Source organism: Nostoc cf. commune SO-36 (assembly GCF_023734775.1).
Taxonomy (GTDB): Bacteria; Cyanobacteriota; Cyanobacteriia; order Cyanobacteriales; family Nostocaceae; genus Nostoc; species Nostoc commune_A.
In genome coordinates, this window is the sequence record NZ_AP025732.1 from 4,037,720 (window position 1) to 4,056,369 (window position 18,650).

Annotated in this window: 12 protein-coding genes and 2 pseudogenes; 4 read left to right on the forward strand and 10 right to left on the reverse strand. The window is 41.3% G+C overall.

What is annotated here, in order from left to right:
* Positions 1-58 precede the first annotated feature (58 nt).
* Positions 59-1,777, reverse strand: a pseudogene (locus ANSO36C_RS18235) (alpha/beta hydrolase).
* Between the two features lie 805 nt (positions 1,778-2,582).
* Here ANSO36C_RS18235 and ANSO36C_RS18240 point away from each other — a divergent pair.
* Positions 2,583-2,777, forward strand: a complete 195-nt coding sequence (locus tag ANSO36C_RS18240) for a hypothetical protein (protein ID WP_251955687.1) — start codon at positions 2,583-2,585, stop codon at positions 2,775-2,777.
* Positions 2,778-2,803: 26 nt separating this feature from the next.
* Here the strand turns inward: ANSO36C_RS18240 and ANSO36C_RS18245 are convergent.
* The 4 genes and pseudogenes from ANSO36C_RS18245 to ANSO36C_RS18260 all read right to left on the reverse strand — a co-directional run bounded on the left by ANSO36C_RS18245 (position 2,804) and on the right by ANSO36C_RS18260 (position 7,595).
* Positions 2,804-3,713 (reverse strand): annotated as a pseudogene (locus ANSO36C_RS18245) (ion channel).
* A gap of 259 nt (positions 3,714-3,972) precedes the next feature.
* Entirely contained in the window at positions 3,973-4,875 is a 903-nt protein-coding gene (locus ANSO36C_RS18250; protein WP_251955688.1) for a DUF2382 domain-containing protein, read from the reverse strand.
* Between the two features lie 257 nt (positions 4,876-5,132).
* Positions 5,133-6,029 (reverse strand): DUF2382 domain-containing protein, encoded by an 897-nt coding sequence (locus tag ANSO36C_RS18255; RefSeq protein ID WP_251955689.1) that lies wholly within the window; start codon positions 6,027-6,029, stop codon positions 5,133-5,135.
* A gap of 753 nt (positions 6,030-6,782) precedes the next feature.
* Positions 6,783-7,595 carry a DUF2382 domain-containing protein gene (locus ANSO36C_RS18260; RefSeq protein ID WP_251955690.1) on the reverse strand — a complete coding sequence of 271 codons (813 nt, stop codon included), beginning with the start codon at positions 7,593-7,595 and terminating at the stop codon, positions 6,783-6,785.
* Between the two features lie 382 nt (positions 7,596-7,977).
* Between ANSO36C_RS18260 and ANSO36C_RS18265 the strand changes: the two genes are divergently transcribed.
* Positions 7,978-8,712, forward strand: a complete 735-nt coding sequence (locus ANSO36C_RS18265) for a DUF1995 family protein (protein ID WP_251955691.1) — start codon at positions 7,978-7,980, stop codon at positions 8,710-8,712.
* Positions 8,713-8,869: 157 nt separating this feature from the next.
* Here the strand turns inward: ANSO36C_RS18265 and ANSO36C_RS18270 are convergent, their stop codons facing one another.
* From ANSO36C_RS18270 to ANSO36C_RS18290, 5 genes are all read right to left on the reverse strand, one after another.
* Positions 8,870-9,286 carry a type II toxin-antitoxin system VapC family toxin gene (locus ANSO36C_RS18270; protein WP_251955692.1) on the reverse strand — a complete coding sequence of 139 codons (417 nt, stop codon included), beginning with the start codon at positions 9,284-9,286 and terminating at the stop codon, positions 8,870-8,872.
* Positions 9,287-9,337: 51 nt separating this feature from the next.
* Entirely contained in the window at positions 9,338-9,508 is a 171-nt protein-coding gene (locus tag ANSO36C_RS18275; RefSeq protein ID WP_251955693.1) for a hypothetical protein, read from the reverse strand.
* A 67-nt stretch (positions 9,509-9,575) separates the two neighbouring features.
* Positions 9,576-9,911, reverse strand: a complete 336-nt coding sequence (locus tag ANSO36C_RS18280; RefSeq protein ID WP_251955694.1) for a XisI protein — start codon at positions 9,909-9,911, stop codon at positions 9,576-9,578.
* Positions 9,899-10,318: a XisH family protein gene (locus ANSO36C_RS18285; protein WP_251955695.1), complete on the reverse strand. Its 420-nt coding sequence runs from the start codon at positions 10,316-10,318 to the stop codon at positions 9,899-9,901. Before ANSO36C_RS18285 ends, ANSO36C_RS18280 begins: the two co-directional genes overlap by 13 nt.
* Before the next feature lie 98 nt (positions 10,319-10,416).
* A complete protein-coding gene (locus tag ANSO36C_RS18290) occupies positions 10,417-13,440 on the reverse strand; it encodes a zinc-dependent metalloprotease (protein ID WP_251955696.1) in 3,024 nt (1,007 codons plus the stop codon).
* A 504-nt stretch (positions 13,441-13,944) separates the two neighbouring features.
* Here ANSO36C_RS18290 and ANSO36C_RS18295 point away from each other — a divergent pair.
* Positions 13,945-15,711: a pentapeptide repeat-containing protein gene (locus ANSO36C_RS18295; protein ID WP_251955697.1), complete on the forward strand. Its 1,767-nt coding sequence runs from the start codon at positions 13,945-13,947 to the stop codon at positions 15,709-15,711.
* Between the two features lie 81 nt (positions 15,712-15,792).
* Positions 15,793-18,546 (forward strand): NACHT domain-containing protein, encoded by a 2,754-nt coding sequence (locus ANSO36C_RS18300; protein ID WP_251955698.1) that lies wholly within the window; start codon positions 15,793-15,795, stop codon positions 18,544-18,546.
* Positions 18,547-18,650 lie beyond the last annotated feature (104 nt).

An 18,650-nucleotide genomic window follows, 5' to 3' on the forward strand; every position in this document is an offset into this window, starting at 1 on the left:
GATTTAGGGTGAGGGCTTTTGATCCCTCCAATCCCCCTGCAAAAGCAACAGGGCTGTTTCATTGCCTCAAAGGTTGATAAGGGGTAGGAGTAGGTTGAGGATTTGATGGTTTGCTTGCTTGGGGAGTTGGCGCACTCCAAATTTGATTGAACTGATCTATCGACAAGGACTGTAAAAGACTAAGACTAAGCGGCTCTTTACTGATGAAGGTGGCGTAAGAAGGCTGCAAATACGAGCGGTATTCAGGGCGGTTAAGGAGATGGGTTTCTAAAAAAGCCACGCTGAGGGCGTTGAGATAAGAATAAACAGGGGCACGATCAGGGCCTAGCAAAGCAGGTGGCACAGGTAAGACATCATTTTGAGAAATCGGTTCAGCGATCGCTGAAAAGTGGGTGGCATTTTCAATCAAAGCTAGGTACTTATTGGGATCAGAAAGCCAGGTAAAGGGGCGAATTTGCTCAGATACGGGTGGGGCGAAAATATCTTGACTACCTGCTACCAGCATTACCGGAATTTTAATTTGACTGACTCCGCCTTCGCCCAAAATTGAGCTATTAATCGGATTAATCGCCACGATGACCTTGATGCGATCGTCTTTGAGTTCGTAATTCTTTGGGGTTAACTCAGTTGCTTGACATTGCAAAAACAGCCGACAAATTAAAGGATGAATTATTGGGATTACAATCTTCCCTCAGTTGATTAAAGTTAATATTGGCCCCTGCTAGAGCCAAAACAGTGTACCACCAAAAGACTGACCGATCGCCCCAACTTGCTGAAAATTGAGTTTTCCTTGGAGAGTGGGATCAGATTTTTCTAGACGCTGGAGTTCATTGAGTAGATATTTGATATCCAAAGGTCGGTTGATAAATTCTGTTGCATCTGGCGGCCCGGCCAAACCTGCAAAATATTGTTGAATGCGTTCGGCATTACTACCAGGGTGTTCTAGTACAGCAACAGCAAAACCATACGATGCTAAATGTTCAGCCAGGTAGACAAAGGTAGAGCGGTCTGAGGCCAGACCATGAGAAATTACAATTAAGGGGAAAGGAGCGGTTAGAGAGTTCTGAGTTGTCAGTTCTGGGTTTTGAGTTGTAGGTAAATAGACATCTACCGGTAGACGGCGTGAGCGAGAAATGTCATTTAGCTCAAAGGTTTTTTTCTGCCAGAGGAATTTTCCTGGCGATCGCAAATCTGGTTGTTGAGAGAAGTCAACGGTTGAAGTGGCTGCTTGAGCGATCGCTTCTTTTTGAAGAGAGGCAAAAACTTCATCCTTTTTTTTCAGCAATTGTGACAAGTCATCGACTATCTTTAACCCTTCTGTGAAATTCACCCGCATAGTATCGCTGGGAAATTTCCGCAATAAATTCACAACAGTTAAACCCTGTTGATCCGCAGCAGCCAAAATCAAAGAGGCACGTATGGCATAAAAGCCGTTATTTCGAGCCTCAGTGAGGAGTAATTCTCCGAGGCGTTGCACCACCTGTTCACCTATCGGTGAGTAGGTAACTTGAGATACCAGCGTAGGGCTGATATTGAAGCGTTGCTGAAGTAGCTCCCGTAGTTGAGCGAGTTGCTGGGGAGTAGCACGGCTAGCATAAAAGGAAAGTTCATCATCGATTTTGCCTTCTTTCGCAAAAGTTTCTAGCGAGTTCACAGATAGAGAGAATTCGCCAAAGGGAGGGTAAAAAAAGCTAATGCGTTCAGCTCCTAATCCGGGAGTAGCAGTCAAAAACGTAGATATCACACCTAAACCCAGATATCTCAAAAACTTTTTCATAAGAAAAACCCACTGTCTAATCCTGCCAAACAAGTTTCAACAGAGAGGAAAGCGAGGCGGGATCTATGACCGCTTTCCTGTTTACCAAAGAATTGGGTATAAAGCCCCGTGTTCTACGACGGCTTTATATTTGGCAATCGCTTAATATAATCACGCAAAATTTCAGCCGGAGTAACCTGCTTAGATTCTGCATAAGATTTAAGTTTTGCCCACTCTTCATCTGAAAACCTAAGATTGTATACTTTTGGTCTATTCATTTGTAGCCTCTATGTGCTACAATAAGCATAACAGGAAAGGTAATCAACCTGTTTAAAAACCTTGTCGCCGAGAGGCACACTGAACCTTGACAATTAAATCTATGCGGTTCTACTGCATTGTTCTAGTTTCCTCTTAGCAGTAGGTAAAAGATTTATAGGAGCTAGACGAGTCAGAATTTTGGAACTATTTGTTTCAAACTAAACAGGACTTGCACTTTTTGCAACTAGGGTAGGGCATACCCAAAGTAACGCTTGAGGAGAGTCTCACCTCTGGTTTGGATGACGCAAGGACTCCAAGTTAAGTGATCTCATTGATTCAAGAATCCCCGTCGATTTATCGCGGGGAGTGTCAAATCGATAGTTTCGCATATACAGAATAATTAGGATTGAATTGGGGACTGGGACAATTTTGATGGGATTTAAACCCCAACTAAATTGGAAAAAATACTCTTCCCCAGTACCCAGTCTCGGAGCTAACATTCCTCTCCAACAGTCAGCCAAATAGCAACAGCAGAGTGATAATAGATATAGAGATCAAAATATTTTATATGTCTTTTACCTCCTGCCCCTCTTGTGTTGTCATCCTCAATCAACAACAGGAGCAGAATATCTCCCACCAAAACCAGTGCCAGGATGTGCCAGTTAACGACAGCAAGAGCATGGTTAAAAGTTGTACTGTTGTTGAAAATGGTCGGGTTGTGGTTAAACCATTACAACCACAAGTCAATCAGACTTCCGAGTAAGTTTCAGTCACTTGAACTATTTTCATCTAAGGTAAAACATCGTGGAAGCGGTTGTAATCAATGTAGCGATGTCCATCGGGTGTGTGGTGGAAGATATCGACAAATTGATTGTTCCACAAAATCTCATTAGCAGCATAACTATGACGGGCATGGACGACCTGTGTAACCGTTTCATCAATGCCACTTAAAGAGATGATCAGCATAGTGTTTGTTTGTGTTAGCGATTCTGCTGTCATCCCATATAGAGGACTAAACTCATCAATGATATGCATCACAGACCAGCTTAAGGTGAAGCTAGGTGTTTGGTTCCTCAGCAGTTTGAGATCGTATAACCGACGTATGAACTGCCCTTCTAAGGTTATATCGTCGCGCATTAAGTAAACTCGCATCTGCGCCTCCAGAATCATATTGCGACGCTGGTTAGCGGTGCGAAATATGAGAGTCGGCATCGCATTATGAGGTGTAATTACTGCTACACGGCTAAATAGCACACGGGCAGTAGGCCGAGAGAACCGAGCAAATGCTAGTCCTGTCATCACAGCAATTCCCACCAAACCGATTCATTGCTTCAATGGTGACAACAATATTGGCGTAAGTTGTTTTAGGATACATTGCCCCATAGCCGATAGATGCTAGGGTTTGCACGCTAAAGAAAAACACATCTAAAAAAGAACAGGTCGGGCATTGACAATACAATCTCCTCCTATTAAGTAAGCTATTGCAAATAGAGCATTAATAGTTACATAGAAAGTACAAATTAGGATTAGAAAACCAGGCCAGGGAATCGTTAGCAGCAGATGATAAGGATCGCGGCCAGTAAGAATGCCATGCACCCATACCAATAATTTCAAATTTTCCATCTCGAACTTGAATCTGAATCGGTGGGATCAGATGCTGTCGTTGCTTCCGTGAAAGTCTCTTCAGTCTAAATTTCATCGCAAGTAGCCAAAAGAACGGCAACTGCTTAGTATTGTAAATTAAGTTGCTTTAGAGACATTCACCGAGTCGCACCCAGCATTCCCGATTTTTAGCTAGAGATATGGGGATTGGGAAAGAAATTATTTTAAAATTTGCTTGGGATCTGAATCCCTAATTGAATTTACCTGCAAGGGAAGGGAAATTTGACCTTTTTTTTCTTAAATCAGCAAAAAATAGGGTGGGCAATGCCCACCCTACTAATTTATCTGCTAGAAACTTATTTTTCTGGTTTTAGCAATTCACCTTTAGAACAGCGGTCAAACCACTCCTGGTATTTTTTCTGCTGTGACTCATCTTCAACAGCAACAGTAACACGCACTTGCTTGCATCCGTGATTTCGCTCTTGTGCGATCGCATTCAATAATAAACTAGCAATTTTAGGTGAGCTAAATTCGCCCCTTACAGTTAAACTACTGTCAAATCCTGCAAATTCAAGTCTTTCTACTTCCGTCAACTCAACACCAGCAATTTCTCCTTGCTCTAAATCAATTTCTGCAAGTTGTTTGTGTTCTGGGCTAATTTGCTCGACAATCAACTTTTCCCGATGGACAGGAACTTGTACCATCCGGGTTTCGATTACTTTGCGAACAATTACTTCACCAACTTTACGCTTACTGCTTTCAACAAATAGTCGTTCTTCTAGCAGACGAATGATCTGCTCTTCACTAACCTGTTCTGAGTCTACTGGCTCAACTGGGCTATTTATAGTTTGATTATTGGCTAGTTGCTCAGTTGAGTCGCGTAGGCGTAGACCGTCGTAGTTATCGCCTGGTGTTTCTGCTTCTAAATATTCAGGCATATACTCGATTTCTGATTTTTTTAAGTCTATGAAAACAGATTTGGTCGGTTTGTCGATTTTTTTTATTCTCTGGCTCTGCAATCGAAACAAAGAGGGGCGTTTATTAGCTAACGGTTCCCTATATTCTCCAGTTTGTTGATTTGCCTGGTTAGATATAACTAAATTTAGCCGACGATTAGCATCGACAATTAAATCATGAACTACTCCTACTAGCTCACCTTGCTGATCGAATACAGAAAAATTGTTCACCTTCTGTCTTAAATCTGCCAGGGAGGAGGTAGTGCTAGAGTTACCGTTTGTCTGTACAATATTTTGTGCCATAGGTTGGCTATTTATCTGCAAAGTTTACGAACTGTTTTCTACTTAGCTAAATTAAATGTATTAATCATCTAAATCCCATTTAGAAAATCTTTGCGAACAACATATTTACACAACCCATATCGAGAAGAATATTCGCAATCGTCGCTCTAAAGTGGTATCAGCTATTGGAAGCACAGGTAAAGCTTATTCAACAACCTTACCTGCACTGTATCAAATTACTTATTAGTCATTAGCTAATAACTAATGACTATATTTAGTTAGCGTTCTTCAATCGGAAGATTACCAGAATTCACATCTAACTCTTCACGACGCACGGTTTCTTGAGTTTCGACTGTTTCTTGATCGACTACTTTTCTAACTCTAACTTCTTCACGCAAAAATGCTTCTTTGCGAACATCAGCAGTTTCTTCGTGGATTTCGATGCGAGCAACTTCGCCTTCACGGAAATCTGCTTCGCGCCCAGAAACGGTAGTACCTGCATCTGCTGGAGTTACACGCTCAATTACAACTCGTTCTCTTTCTACCGGTACTGCAACCCGTGCTGTTTCAGTCTCAACATGCTTGCCAATTGCTACTTCTCCAGTTTTTTGGCGTCGTTTACTAGCAATCAACCGTTCTTCATACAATCTCAGAGTTTGATGATCTTGCTCATTTAAACCGTATAAAGAAGGCTCATGTTCGTAATTGTAGGTATCACGATTGTAAGTTGGTGTAGCTGTCGCTCCTTGATAATTTGTATCTACAGGGATTGTTGCTTCTACAGGTGTTGATGCTTCTAGAGGAAGGGTGTTCCCTGTGGGTTGACGATATACCCCACGCACCCGTTCTTCATAGTCGTAATCAAGAGCTTCGCGTTCACTGAACTCAGGTAAATCTTCAGCTTGTTCTCTAGTCAAGCCAACTGTGTAGACACGATCAGTACTATAGTCGATACGAGCACGACCAAGTGGTAATAATACTTTCTTTCCGAAAATCCAGAAGCCTAAGTCAACGACTAAATAGCGAAAATGGCCTTCTTCATCCACTAAAACATCGCTGACACTACCAATTTTCTCATCAGTTCCTTGGGTATAGACACCAAGACCTTTGATGTCATGACCATCAAAACTTTCCTGATAGTTAGGCTCGAAATCTTGTAGTTTGTAAAGAACCATTATGTTGTAACCTCAAATATTTTTTTTCATCTCTTAATAACTAAACTAGACATTTATTGATTTTTGTACCTCCTTCTGCCGAATGAATTATTTACAGAGTTAAATATCAAAAGTTATAGATACTTTTATCAATATTTAGCAACATGATTGACTAAAGACGCAAAATTATAAGGATTTAGGAGCATCCCAATTCTGCAAATTTATCAAGATAATAGTATTGTCATTGTAAGCGTAATGACAGCTTATATTTTTACATATTTGGGATGCTCCCAAGTATTTCGCTTTTTTCATATAGACATATAGATATGTTTAGCCTTTGTGCATACAATTGCCAGATAGCTTATCGATTATTACCGCAAATTTTTGCATTAGCTATTACATTATTTTACAGGTAAAAAAACACAGGCAGAGATAAAATTTAACTTTGCCTGTATAATTATTCCAGATAAATCTACTAAACAAATTTATCTAAACAGAATTCAGGAGTCAGGAGTCAGAAAACAGGTATGAATTCTGTACGAGTGGTGGATGAGTAAACGGGTTTAAAACCCCCACCAAATTGAAAATTTGTTGGTCTTAAAGACGCTCGATAGCACAGCGTTAACGACGCAGGAGCGTCTGACTCGCTTTCCGCGTCGCTATCAGTGGTGGGTCTGAATCCCCCACTGATTTATTCTGACTCCTGAATTCTGACTTCTGAATTCTTCTTCAAGAGCTAGCTAATTAAATAGCTCGATGTTCACCGATACCATTTTATTGCACATTTAAATTACCCGTAGTATCAACATCTAATTCTTCTCGACGGATAGTTTCTTGTGTTTCTACAGTCTCACGTTCTACTACTTTCTTGATCCGGACTTCTTCACGCACAAAGGCTTCTTTGTGTATCTCAGGCGTTTCTTCATACACTTCTATGCGTGCTACTTCTCCTTCTTGAAACTTAAGTTCATTGGCATCTATAACTCTGCCTGCTTCTGTTGGCACAACTCGCTCAATCAGAACTCGTTCTTTTTGAATAGGTACTGAAACGTGTGCAGTATCTGTTTCAATGTGCTTACCAACTGTTACTTCTCCGGTTTTGATGCGGTTTTTGTTGGCAATTAATCGTTCTTCATAGAGTTTAAAAGTTTGATGAGATTGATCGTTTAACCCGTATAAAGCTGGTTCTGTCTGGTAATTATATGTATCGCGGTCATAAGCTACAGCACTGGTTGGAGAACGAAATACGCTACGTACATTTTCTTCGTAATCACTATCAACGATCGCGTCTTCTGTGTGATCTGGTAAATTTTCTATTTGCTGTCCGCTTAAACCATCAACATAGACGCGTCTTTGTGCATAATCGATCCGCGAAAGACCAATTGGTAGTAATATTTTTTTGCCAACAGAATCTAACCTTACATCAATAATTAAATACCGGAAATGACCATCGTCATCAACTAAAATATCGGCTACTGAACCAACTTTATCTCCTCCCTCAGTGCAAACATCCAGCGCTTTAACGTCGTCTCCACCAAAAGTTTCTTGATAATTTGGGTCAAAATGTTCAAGCTTGTGAATAGGCATACGCTGCTCCTAATTTGTATATAGGGTTTATTTATAACTTTAAAAAATGTTGTGCTAAGTTTCATCCTACTGGCGACTGAGTTTACTGGAGATATTGGATGATTTATGATTCATATTTGATTAGGCAAATACTCAAATTAAACACTATTGATAACCAATAGAAATATAACTAAAGTTATAAAAATCTGAGACATTATACTGGTATAAAATATTTTGTAATTAGTTGCGACGATCGCCTACACTTTCTTACTCATGCTGTTGACAGAATCCTTACCCGACTGAATGGAATGGCTCTGCTTTTTGGGCAATCTCCTTTGCATAAGTTCTAATTAAGAGCCAATACTGAAACAATAGGAGTAGACACTACAGCGCCATGCAGATTATGAGTCAACTTCCAAATAGTCTTGAAGATGCGATCGCCCAATCTCAAACAGCCGTGCAAGCTGCCCTTAAAGACGGCCTTACTCGGATACAAGTTGAGTTCTTGTTCCCAGAACTCAAGTTTATGCCGGTGGCGGAACAATTTCTACCACTGTTTACAGAATATGATTCTCGTTTGAAGATTTTCTTTGCTGACGCGGGTGCTGCGGCTTTAGCCCGCCGCAATTGGGTTGATGCACCATTTCAAATTTTGGATATTGGAACGGGAAGGGCTGCTTCCTTGCAGGCAAAAATTCAGCCAGAGGATGAAATTTTCTTGTTCATCGCACCTACTTCCATAGAAGTACCGCAGTTGGAAAAGTTATGTGAAATAATAAGCGATCGCCCTTTAGTCTTCTTAAATCCCCGCTTAGAAGATGCTGGAACTGTGGGCATTGGTTATACAGCGAGAAAAGTCCGCGATCGCTTCATCAGTACCATTGAATCCGCCTATTACCTCCGCCCTATAGATGATGAAAGTGCCTTATATCGCTGCTACCCCGGACAGTGGGAAGTTTGGCTGGAAACCAACGGCGAATATCAAAGGATTGCTGAATTACCCACCAAACCATCAGGTGATGAGTTGGATCTCATCCTTTTAAAAGGGCAACCGCAAACAACAACAGACGCGACATCTGCGAAAAAGCCCAATGTGTTTAAGAGTTTGCAACGGTTTCTAAAAGCGTTGAGTAGTTAAGATAATGCAGAGGTAGCAGAGATAAATTTTATTATCTGCTGCCTCCTTTGCCCTATACCAGACAGACAAAGACTTTGTAAATCTAAGCAAGTACTAACTGTTTTTAATTCTAAAGTTATGAATGGATAGCAATAAATTAAGTGGTATTTCTGGAGATTTATTCACTAGCTAATATTCTATCTAATTCTTTAGGCGACATCACTGGAATCGCAGCATCTACAAAACCAGACACATCACGAGTTATAATTGCATCTACCCCATGTGCCATTCCACAGGCATACTGCACCGCATCCTCAAAATCTTGGAAATTTAATGCGATCGCCTGTTCTAAGATAGTACGCTCAACGGGACAAATGTGTAAGTCTATTAAAACTTGAATGATTGCGTCTTGAGCCACCTTCACGCCTGCGGTTCTGCGAACAATATAATATATATTAGTGATTGTTGTTGCTGCAATAAAGCCTTGAACCTCACCAGCATCAATCCTCTGAAACAGCCTTGCTGCCTCCTCTACAAAAAGTTCCCGCTCTTGCAAAAAATCAAGAACGACATTAGTATCTATTAAAACTCGCATTACTGGTACTTCTCAGTAAGATAGGTAATATATTCTGTTCTAATATCTTCATTACCTGACGCATCCTGAACTTTTTGCAATCCCTCGCAATCGGGACAAGTTCCCTTTATTTTGTAATCCGCGAGTTTCGTGCTGTAAAGATTCGAGCAAGGTTTGGACTAATTGCCAGCGATCACTAGTTGATAATTGTAGCGCCTGTTTTTGCAAGTTTTGTAATGTCATTAGCTTTTTCCTGCTTTTATCTTCGCTACCTCAATTGTAAATTTAATAGCACTTAAACAACAAGCCTTTATCCCACAGCATAATCTGTATACTGCCGGATGTAGGGTGGGTGAAATCCAACTACAATATCGTTTTTTGGTACTCCCATCGCCGTAAGTTGCTCACCGACATCCTCTTCTGTACCATTCCACTGAATCCAAATTTTGCCGTTTTTGATATCAAAATGCATCACAGGGCCAAAAACCCTACGTCTATTTTGCCAACCAATATATATCAGTTGATAATGGTCTTGTTCTACGTCAAAAATTGTTTGAGCTTCAATTTCATTATTCGCGGAGGCACGTTGAGCATATTCTGTAAGTAATTGCTGAATACACTTTCGATATTTATCTAAATCTGCCATCGGGTAATTTCCTCCGTTTCTACATCATAAACTATCAAATTGATTTGACTGCGCTGGATAACAGTTTTAATAAATGGTTTATTTAAAAAATCGTTATAAGTGTTTAAGGGCACTGCTAAATACAAAACTCGCTCAGAATCTATCTCTTCTAAAGCATATCGATAATTTATAAACTGTCCCACCGCAGTATGAAACTCAGAAATAGTTGAAGTGCCGATGAAACTTTTAACTTCAACCGCTATTATTTCTCCTTCTCTTTCTGCCGCAATAATTCTCTCTGCCCCCAAGTCAATATACATATCAGTAATATTTTCTATGCGAATTAACAAAGGGTCATGAGTAATTCGCCACCCATCCTTTTGTAATGCCGATTTCACAACATTGTGAAATTTATCTCTAGCTGACATAAACTGTTTTTTCAGCCTGCATAGCATTCTAAATATATTTTGCCAAAATGAACGGGAATAGGAGTTAGGAATTTATAAACTCCTAACCCCTAATTTTTTTAATTCCCTTGTAACGGGGCGTTTAAGACTTTCTCAATGCGATCGCGCGTTTCTAGTAAGTGGGCTTTGGTGTATTCATCCTCGGAATTAACTCCTTTGAGTTTATCATCTAGCTGTTTGAGTTTATACCAAGCTAAAGTCCGAGCATCTTCAGGAACATATTCTTTTCGCAATACCATACCAGTCAAAATGTCCAGGTATTCCCTCTGCAAACCTCGCCGTAGACTGGCGATTTTCATCGGTTTATCTTTTGGTTTGATTACTTCTGTCCAAACACCTGATTGTAAAGTGTCAAATAGTTCCGGTAGAGTCAGTGCTTTTCCCTCACTAGTTTTGAGTTCGATATCTTTGAGGCGAGAGAGGCGATCGCCTGAGAGTAAATCTCGCAACACAGAACTCTGCATGAGTAGCACCAAGTCATGAATTGGAAAATCCAAACGACCAACTTGCGGATAACTACCCCAATGCCGCCAACGGGAAGGTGCTAACTTATTCAGTAGTTCTGGTGAAAACTTCAGGGCATCTTCTGCAAACACATACTTTTGCAGCGTCTCTAAAGCCTGCCGTTGTTCTTCAACTGGTACTGCTTCAAATGGTAATCGATGTTGCCGGACTCCAGAGACTTTCTGGGAGGGGATCTCGTTAGGGTGAATGCGATAGAAAGACTGTCCCCCGATGTATTTTGTGGTGTAATATATTTGCTGGAAATAGTTACCCAATACCGTGCTAAAACGTTCGCTCACATCGCTGTAACTATCACCATCCATTGGGAAACGTTGATCGAGACGTTCCCACATCACCCGCGAATTATTCAATTGCCACTGAGAATAAAGCAGCACATTGCCGCTGTTATCCCAAGCATCAGCAGTTGGGTCAAGGTCATACACGTCTTCATCTGTAGAATAACTCAACTCTGGCTTATAGGATTGTGCAGCAATTTCCTCTAAAATTGGCTTTTCTGCTAGGGGAGTTGATGTCGGAATTTGTGTGTAGCCGTACTTAATCGCCCATTCATCATAAGGCCCTACCATGCTAGGAAAATAATCTCCCTGTTTTGTACCTTGAGGAGCAATATTTGGGGGAATATAATCCATTACGGAAGTTGTCAGACCTTTAGCTTTGGTAATTTCTGTATTATTCATCTCCTGCGGTGGTAACAGTGTACTACCACGGAAATTATGACGTAAACCAAGAGTATGCCCAACTTCGTGAGCGATGATTAAACGTAAATATTGATTGATATATTCTTTCATCTGGTCTGGAGTGGCCATAGTCTCTGGCAGCAGTGACATCGCTAGTGAACCAACGGCAAACTGGTTAGCAGCTTCCATCCCGTAGCATAAATCGTACTCGCCTGCCATTTTTGATAAACGACTCAACAAACCCTGTTTCCCTTGCATTTGCTGGGGCACACCACTGTTTTTCGCATCTAAACCATTAGCGCAAAGTAGACGATTTTGCATCAAAGCTGATAAAGTGGTGCGATTTTCTGTTTGGCTGGGCTGAACGATTTTGCGATACTCACTTTTGAGTACCCTTACAAAGCTGGCATCTACGAGAATGTCTGCATCCAAAATTTCCCCTGTTAATGGGTTAACGCGGGATGGCCCCATTGCAAAGTATCCATCTACTGTGTTAATCCAGCGAATTGTGTTGTAACGAATATCTGCTGGATCCCATGTGGCATCATCTGGCATTTGGCGGACTTCAATTGCATCCTTAAATCCGGCTTTGAGGAAGGCTTTGTTCCACATCAGAACGCCTTCTTTCATCGCATCGCGGTACTCTAAGGGTACAGCGTTATCAATCCAGAAGACAATCGGTTTTTTGGGGTGAGAAATTATTGCTTTCGGGTCTTGTTTTTCTAAATGCCAGCGATTGATGTAGCGGACAAAAGAATCGCCGCGATCGTCTTTGGATAAATCTTGATAGGCGGTGATGAAATAGCCGATGCGATCGTCAGCAGTGCGTGGTCGATAATCTTGATCGGGTAGTTGGGAGAGACTGTAGTGGACGCGCAGGGTAAAGCCACGGTTGTCAGCTAGCGAAGCAAAGCTTGCCACTTCACTGTCGCGGTCAACGCCACCAGAGAAATTTAAAACTGATTCGATTTCTAAGTTTTGGGGAAAAGCTTTAGCAGTACCAAAATAAGACTGATCTGTACTTCCCGGTACTCCTAAATTTACAGATAATCCAGCTAAGTCTGTGAGTAACAAATCTCCCAAGTCAATCAGAAAAGTTTTGCGTTCTGGATGAATGCTTTTAATGGAAATGCTATATAAAACAGAGTCACTAAAAGACCGCGCTAGCGATCGCACTTGCGGATCTCCCTCACGAGTGCGAAAATTCACATTGCGGATCACAAAGTTTAATTTATCATCTACCCGTTGGAAATAAAACAAAAAATCTTGCAGAGGCATACCACTGTAAATACCCCGTTCGCCAATGCCCGATTCTAGGGTTGCCGTAGCTAGGTAATTTTTATTAAGTTGTTCTGGCTTAATTTCTAGATAAATCTTATTCTTTTCTTTGTTGCGATAAAGGGTGAACAATCCCCCTGACTTTTGGGTGTCTTTGATTACTTCGTTAAATGGTTCCAAATCATCCTTAGCTGCTGGTTTAGCACTAGGACTAGGCTTTGTATTTGGTTTTTCTGGAGGTTTGGCAACTTGTAAAAATGGCTGCTGTGCTGATTTTTTCAGGTCTTTGACTACCCACATAAACGGTTGAGGCTGTGCGGCTTTACTTTGGTTAACTACCCAAACTTGCCCTGATGGTAGCCTCTCTTTATCAGAAATATTGATATTATTTGGCGATAAGGCTGAGGTTTTAGTTACAGGAAATTCTGTTTTTAACTGACTATTGGATTTTTCTTCATTCCTAGCTGTCACCACAGCTTCTACAACTCTATGGTTGCCTGACAAAGTATCAACTTTGTTAACAGACGGTGACTTGGCACTAGCCGTTACTATTCCTAAAAACAAACCATGTAACAAAATCATATAAAAAGTTAATCTGTTCATCGCATCCATTCCCGATAACTATCCCGTAGTAAATTTATAACTTTTGCAAAGCTATACAGCCTGCACTCTGCCGATTCTTTCAGTTGCGTTATATTAAGCAGCAAACTTTGGCTTCAATTTAATTGCCTATTAGCTTTGTTGTGTTGTTTTAGTGTAGGATTTTCCCTAACAATTCTTTCTCCAATAAACAGTAAGTATTATTTTTACATCAGACGAGGAAATTTATTGGAAAAAAAGTATAACAAATTAACCAAGGTATGGAAATTACTTTATTTTTAAGAGAATTTTTCAGTTAACACTTTATCTACATCATGAGAAGCCGCCTTTTCGGAACGCCGTTGGCAAATTCACAGTAGTCCGGCGTAGCATCGCCAACTCATGATTTTTTGACTATAGTATTTATTTATACTATTTGTCCTTGACAATGAGAAGCAAACTAGCATAGAAAACTTTTAATTCCGGATTATCAAAAACAGTAATTTAAATGTAACAACGGACACAGAAATGTCAACATATTTATCTCAAGTCTGGCTGCTGCTGAGAAATTATGTGAGGGGTACAAGGTTGCAAGAGATGCCAAAGACCACATCGCTAGAAACTGAAGCAGTTTTACCTTTAGGAAAAAGTATTAAAGCAGACAAAAGTGTTAAATTTGCTCAAGATAATTTGCAGGAGTATTTATACTCGCCAACACTGCAAAAAAGCTTAGAAAAATGGACAATACCAGTCAACGGTTTGACTTCTAAGATAGATAATCAGACATCGGGCATTGTCGCTTCTGGGTTTTGCTTTAAAATATGCGATCGCCAGATGCATGAAGAGATTTACGAATTATTGGGTAATAGTGCCCTGAAACCAGAAATAGTTCACCAATTAATAGAATTGGTTGTGACAAATAAGAAAATTCGCCTAGAACTGCTTTTCTGGCGGCTAGAAGATTTTTATCGTCGCTGGTGTCAGGGAGAATTTATCGATGGGACACCAGATAATAACCTGCCTCAGAAAACCAGATTAAAACTAGCAGCAGAAAATATTGCGATCGGGTTGAGACAAGTAGACATATATACAGGGTTAAACGTACTAATTTTACTGTTAGAGTTACACCGCTACGCCCAAGAGCGAGATGAACTCAAACAAAAAATCACCTTCTATCCATCCGCACAACCAGACACAGACAATTTTTTCACATCCCAATTACTGCGGATCATCAACTATAGTGATGCACTGGAAATTGGCAACTTTAGCAGCATAGTTGGGCAATTCCTCAAAGGGGGCAACTTTCAGAATGCTTACCTGGGTGATGCCAACCTCACCGGGGCAGACTTTAGCGGTGCTAACCTAAGCTTTGCTTATCTCGGCGATGCCAACTTAACTGGTGTCAACTTCAGTGGTGCCAACCTTAGCGGTGCTAACTTGGGGGATGCCAACCTTAGCGGTGCCAACCTTAGCGGTGCCAACCTCAGCCGCGCCGACCTCAGCAGCACCAACCTCAGTGGTGCTAACCTTAGTTGTGCCAACCTTAGCCGCGCCGACCTCAACCGCGCCGACCTCAGCAGCACCAACCTCAGCCGCGCCGACGTCAGCCATGCCGACCTCAACCGCGCCGACCTCAGCAGCACCAACCTTAGCCATGCTGACTTAAGTAACGCCATCCTTTTCGGTGCGAATCTGAGTGAAGCCAACCTCCGCAACACTAATCTTAACCATGCTGACCTCTGTCGTGCCGACCTCAGTGGTGCTGATTTGAGTCACGCCATCCTCAACGGTACTAACCTTAGTGACACAATTCTTTTCAGTACCAACCTTAGTAATGCCATTCTTGTTGCCGCAGACCTGAGCTATGCCAAACTTAATGGGGCCAAACTTAACAATGCCAGACTTAACGGTGCAATGTTTTTAGGCGCCGACCTTAGCGGTGTAGACCTTAGTCGGGTAATTCTCAACGAAGCCGACCTGAGTGGTGTGATTCTCAACGAAGCCGACCTCAGTGGTGCCGACCTCACCGACGCTATTCTTTTCGGTACAGACTTCAGTTATGCCAACCTTAACAGTGCTAACCTCAGTGGCAGTAACCTCAGTGGTGCTATCCTCAATGGTGCGGATCTCAGCCATAGTGACCTAAGTTACGCCATTCTGGGTGGTGCTGACCTCAGCGATGCCAATATGGAAAAAATGACCTGGGGTAAAAAGCAGCAGTGGGAAGATGTGCGGGGATTAGAGACAGCAGTTAATATGCCTCCGGCGTTGAAGGAAGAATTGGGGTTGAATTGAGATGAGGGGGCAAGGAAGACTGGCAAGGCAGTTTTAGAAGCGGCAAATACCTTTAAAGAACAAGGTGCCAGCCTAGAACTATTGAAACCTCTATTACAAAACTCATCTTCACTACTAGATGTGTTGTGTTCACCTTTAGCGCAGGTGGTGGGTGCGGGTTTGCCATTCGTGCCGCTTGGAATAGCCTTGCTAAAGTATTCCCGCGACGTAACCAAGCAAGATCCTTCTTTAGTAGACTGTATATTTATAGTTAGTCAAGTAGCTTATTTAGAAAGTATCCAAGAAATTTTATCTTTATACCCATCTATTAAATTGAATAGTGACCTCAATATTAATAAAGCACTAACCAAAGAACTAGAAAAACTAAATGATATTGAATTAGATTATCAAAATGCCAGCAATGCTATAGCCTGTTTCCACGAATCAGAATTAGCTAAAGCATTTAATCAAGTTTTATTAGCGCGGTTAGCAGCAGCAAACATCCCCAATGCTCATGCTAATATTTTGACGCAACGAGTAGCTTGGAATACTCACCGCTACATAATTCAAGCCTGGATAGAATCAGGGGATGCCATCAAAAATATAATTCAACCTTCCTTTGGAGAATGGCAGAAAGAACAGCAGAAGTTCTCTAGTATTGATGAATACCTAAAAGATCATATTGCTGGTAAGCCTTTAGAAAAAGTTTTTGATGAGAGTTTTTCATTTAAAGATATTTACGTACCTTTAAAAGCCAAACCTGTAGATAAAAATGGCGATATAGATGAAAAAGTAAATTCCTTAGATTTAGAAACGTGGGCTAAAGAAAATCTGCTCAATCCAAATAACTTAGAACAAGTGATGTTTGTTCAAGGAAGCCCAGGAAGTGGCAAAAGTGTCTTCTGTCGGATGTTTTCTGATTGGGTGCGGCAGCATTTGCATCCCATTTGGACACCAATTTTGGTTCGCTTACGGGATCTAGACTCCTTTGAATCGAGTTTAGCAAAAACTTTAAAAGCAGAACTGAAAATTAGCTTTATTCAAAGCGATGAAAACTGGTTGACGAATAAAAACACCGGTTTCTTGTTTATCCTTGATGGGTTTGATGAATTGCATATTAAGGCTAGAAACGACCTCAATCTAGAAAAATTTATCAAACAACTTTCTGGATTTCAGGAAGATTGTAAAGATTACCCTAATATGGGACATCGGGTGTTAATTACTGGTAGGTCGATGTCTTTACAAGGTATCCCTGACTTGCCTCGCAATTTAGAGCGGGTGGAAATTGTCGAAATGGATGGACAACTCCAACAAAAATGGTTAGAGAAGTGGGAAGAATTACTAGCCAATAAAGGAAGAACCGCAGCCTTTGGGCAGTTTTTACAAGGTGATAAATGTCCATCTGAGGTGAAAAATTTAGCCCAAGAGCCGCTCTTACTTTATTTGTTAGCCGCAATGTATCGAGATGGGAAATTGGCAATTGATAAATTAGAGCAAGCAAACCATAGCACAGCCAAAATTGTAATTTATCAGGAGGCTTTAAACTGGGTACTGACAAAACAGCGTTCTAAAAAGGATGGGACTAATTTAAATATTGAGTTAACCAAACAGAAACCCGAAGATTTAAAACGTATTCTCACAGAAGCGGCTGTTTGCGTTGTGCAGTCGGGAGGCGAATTTGCTTCCATGTCAATGTTAGAAGCCCGTTTACAAGATGACGAAACAGCAAAAGCTTTAATTGAAAAAGCTAAAGAAAAACTGGGTAACGAAGCTCTCAAAACAGCTTTAGCTGCTTTTTACATTCGTCCTGCTGATAAACAAGAGGGTGGAGTTGAGTTTTTTCATAAGAGTTTTGGCGAATTTCTCTTTGCTGAACGTCTAAAAGTACGTTTGAAAGATTGGACAAAATACTATAAAGCAGAAGATGAAAGACAATTAGTTATTTCCGAAGCCCAAATGAATTGGCAAATTTATGATTTGCTGGGTTTTGGCAGACTCACACCAGAAATTGTGGAATATTTGATGGGGTTGCTGACTGAAAATCAAGATTTCCCTTGGGAGCAGTTATTTAAGCGCTTAGAAAAGTTTTACGTTAACTGGTGTAAGGGAAAATTTATTGACTCTGCTGAAGAGACTTTACCTCAGAAAAAGCTGCGACAGTTGCAAAAGTATGGAATTCAAGAGCTAGGTCAGCGTCAGGTAGATATTTATGCAGGGTTGAATGTGATGATTTTGCTCTTGGAGTTGCACCGCTATGTTCAAGAGCGAGATGATCTCAAAAAACAGATTATCTTCTATCCGTCTGGTCAACCAAATAAAAATTCTTGGACAGCCCAACTGTTTCGCATCATCAACTACAGTGATTGCATTCAGCTTGGAACTTTTAATAGTGTAGTTGGACAATTTCTCAGCGGCGCAAACCTCAGCGGCGCAAACCTCAGCGACGCAAACCTCAGCGACGCAAACCTCAGCCGCACATACCTCGCCCACACATACCTCGCCCGCGTAAACCTCAGCGACGCAGACCTCAGCGACGCAAATCTCAGTGGCGCAGACCTCAGCCGCGCAAACCTCACTCGCGCAAACCTTAGTGGTGCAGACCTTAGCCAAGCACAAATCCTCCGCGCAGACCTTAGTGGCGCAGACCTCACTCGCGCAAACCTCACTCGCGCAAACCTTAGTGGCTCATACCTCAGTGATGAATTTTATGGAGATATCCGCTGGGATGAAAATACAAAATGGGATGATGTAAAAGGGCTGGATACAGCAATCAATGTGCCAGAAGCCTTAAAGCAACAGTTGGGGCTGAGTTCAGAAGAGTTGGAAGCAAAGGAACAGGGGAGAATCAGTACATAACTAATTAGTTCAATGAAAGAAAAGACCTCTCCCTGGTTTTACTACGCAAAACCGTCCCTCTCCGACTCGGAGAGGGACAGACTTGAACTTTAGTTTAAGGCAGG